The 3,006-nt window shown below is 75.3% G+C and carries 3 protein-coding genes; all 3 read right to left on the reverse strand.

All coding sequences use genetic code 11. The features are described from left to right. Positions 1-1,140: MarP family serine protease (locus V7E45_RS39640; protein ID WP_333779144.1), on the reverse strand; the 1,140-nt coding region annotated here is incomplete at its 3' end. 488 nt (positions 1,141-1,628) lie between these two features. Next, positions 1,629-2,147: a DUF4240 domain-containing protein gene (locus tag V7E45_RS39645; protein ID WP_333779146.1), complete on the reverse strand. Its 519-nt coding sequence runs from the start codon at positions 2,145-2,147 to the stop codon at positions 1,629-1,631. 56 nt (positions 2,148-2,203) lie between these two features. After that, on the reverse strand, positions 2,204-3,006 hold an 803-nt coding region (locus V7E45_RS39650; RefSeq protein ID WP_333779145.1), incomplete at its 5' end, for a helix-turn-helix transcriptional regulator.

The raw sequence follows: 3,006 nt of genomic DNA on the forward strand, positions 1-3,006 counted from the left end.
CCCGGCGTCCCCCGCCACCTCGCCCGCCGTCAGGACGTAGCCCGTCTCGGTGTCCGAGGTGGAGCGGGCGAAGACCACGCCGAACACCCGGCCGTCCGTGGTCAGCAGCGGGCCGCCGGAGTTGCCCGGGAGCACCGTCGAGCGGATCGAGTAGATCTCCCGGGTGACCGTGCTGTCGCCGTAGATGTTCCGGCCCGTCGCCCGGATCCGGTTCGCCACCGTCGCCGCCTGCAGGTTCAGGCTCCCGTCCTGCGGATAGCCCGCGACCACCGCCGAGTCGCCGTGCGCGGCGCCCCGGTCGAACGGCAGCACCGGGGCGCGCAGCCCGGGCACGTACAGCACCGCCACGTCCCGGTCCGGGTCGAAGAGGACCACCCGGGCCGCGTACGCCGGACCGACGCCGCCCACCCGCACGCTCGGCCGGTCGATGCCCGCCACCACGTGCGCGTTCGTCATCACGTGCCGTGGCGTGTACACGAAGCCGCTGCCCTCCCGGCCCTCGGTGCCGGAGGCGCCCTCGATCTTCACCGTGCTCCGCCTGGCCGCCTCGGTCGCGGCGGGCGTGACACTGTCGCCGCTCGGCCGCGCCACCCGGGCCGTCGACTCGTTCTCGAACGGGTTGAAGACCTGCGGGAAACCCGCCTCCGTCAGCGCTGAGGTGGCCCGCGAGAACCACACCGGCGTGGTCTCCGGCATCGTCTGCTGCACCGCCCCCAGCACCGCCGAACCCCGGATCGCCGTCGTCAGCGTCTGCGACGAGGACGCCCCCAGCACACTCGCCGCCACCCACGCCACGATCAGCACGGCCACCGAGTTGGCCGCCGCGCCCCCTATCCCGTCCGCCACCCGCAGCGGGCCCCGGCCCTCCCGGGCCAGCTCCCGGCGCAGCCGCAGCGCCAGCCGGCCCGCCAGCTCGTGCCCCACCATGCCCGGCAGCAGCACCGTCAGCACCGCGAGCACGGTCGCCTCGGCCGACCCGCGGGCCACCAGACCGGTCACCCACGGCAGCGCCCACACACCGACGACCGCACCGCCCACGAACCCGGCCAGCGACACACATCCGGCCACCAGCCCACGCCGGTAACCGGAGGCCGCGTAGCCGACGATCACCAGCACGAGCACCAGGTCGAGCAGGTCCACGGAGCCGCCTTTCTCTCGGACCCCCTAATACGGGCGGGACGGGCCCGGTGATCAGTCACGCGAGCGCGTGAGCGACCCCGGACGGCGAACCGGCCACGTTCGGGTATACCCCCTGAAACGCCCCGCACCGGGACGATGGTTCCGCCAGGTGGCAGAGCGCACACCGCGAGCGGCCCCGGGGGGCCCGGCAGTGGCACCGGTCCACGACGGGTCTGCCGCCGGCCGGCCCGACCGCTCGTGCACACCCAGGGCTGCGACCACCGCACCACCGCCATCGCCGCCCTCGGCACCTTCACCGCGGGCACCCCCGATCCCTGAGGCGGTGACCGGTGGAGTGGGTCGCGCGGGTCGATGCCGGCGAGGCCGAGTTTCGCCGCGCGTGGCGGCCGTCGTGCTCGGACCGGCCGCGGCGACGGCGTCCGCGCTCTACCGGGCCGACGCGGCGCCGCCCCTGCACGCCCCGCAGCGCGGGACACACCGGGGCTCCGTCAGCCCCTGAACCGGTCCCACAGGTTGGGGTACAGCTCGGCGAGGGCCGCCTCGCGCTCGAAGTCGATCGGTGTGCCCTCCGGCTCCGCGGGCGCCGGCTCGATCCCCAGGTCCGGGGCGACGGTGCCGGTCAGCTGCTCGTACGCCTCGTCCGCCGCGTAGCCCAGCTCCTCGCCGTCGCCGTCGATCTCCTCGTCGAAGTCGCCGAGCAGGTCGGCCAGGGTGTCGGGGGCGTGCAGCCCGCCCTCGAAGACCTCCCGGCCCTGGCCGATCAGCCAGCACCGGAAGTAGTCGAACGCGTCGTCGCTCGCCCCGTCCAGCAGCACCCAGGCGGCGCCCCACAGGTCCCAGCGGTAGGCGCGGTTGTACCGGGCCTCGAAGTGACGGGCGAAGTCCAGGACCATCTCCGGGTCGAGCTGGAGCAGCCGGTCCACGAGCAGGTCGGCCTGCTCCTCGGGATCGCCGTCGGCGGCCTCGCGGGTGGCGTCGATCAGCTCCCAGAACTCCGTCTCGTCCATCACGCCACCAGCATCGGGCCTGAGCCGGTGGGGCGCACGTGGAGTGCGGCGGATCGTTATGTCCCGTACAGCGCGGCGAGCCGCACGGCGTCCCGCGCGAACCGCTCCCGCAGACTCCGCGGCGCGAGCACCTCGGCCTCGGGGCCGAGCGCCGTCAGCTGGTCGTGCGCGACCTCCTCCGACTCCACCGGCAGGGTCACCGTGACCCACCCGGCCCCGTCCGGCTCGCCCGCGCCGGCCAGCGCCTCCCGCGCGGAGAGCGGATCGACCGCCCGCGGCAGTCCGCGCACCCCGGCCGGGGAGAGCCGTACGACGGCCTCGGCGCGCAGGATCGACCGCGCGAACCGCTCGGCCTGCGCCGCCCAGTGCCCGGGCAGGTCGAAGTCCGGCTCACGGGCGAAGCGCCGCTCCTGGACGTCGACGGCGCCGAAGCGGTCCATGCGGTACGTGCGGAAGGCACCCCCCTCGGGCACCCGCGCGCACAGGTACCAGACGCCCGCCTTCAGTACGAGCCCGTAGGGCTCCAGCTCCCGCTCGACGGTGGTCTCCCCGCGCCGGTAGGCGGCGGTGATCCGCCGGTCCGCCCAGACCGCCTCGGCGATTACCGGCAGCAGCTCGGGCGTCCGCGGCTCCCGGAACCAGGCGGGCGCGTCCAGGTGGAACCGCCGGGCGGCGCTGTTCGGGGCGTCCCGCAACGACGGCAGCAGGGCGGCGGCGACCTTGAGCCGGGCCGCCGAGGCGGCGTCCTCCAGCCCCATCTCCCGCAGCGCCCCAGGCACCCCGCTCAGGAACAGCGCCTCCGCCTCGCCCCTGGCCAGCCCGGTCAGCCGGGTCCGGTAACCGCCCACCAGCCGGTACC

This window comes from Streptomyces sp. IBSBF 3136 (assembly GCF_036815105.1).
In the GTDB taxonomy this organism is placed as follows: Bacteria; Actinomycetota; Actinomycetes; order Streptomycetales; family Streptomycetaceae; genus Streptomyces.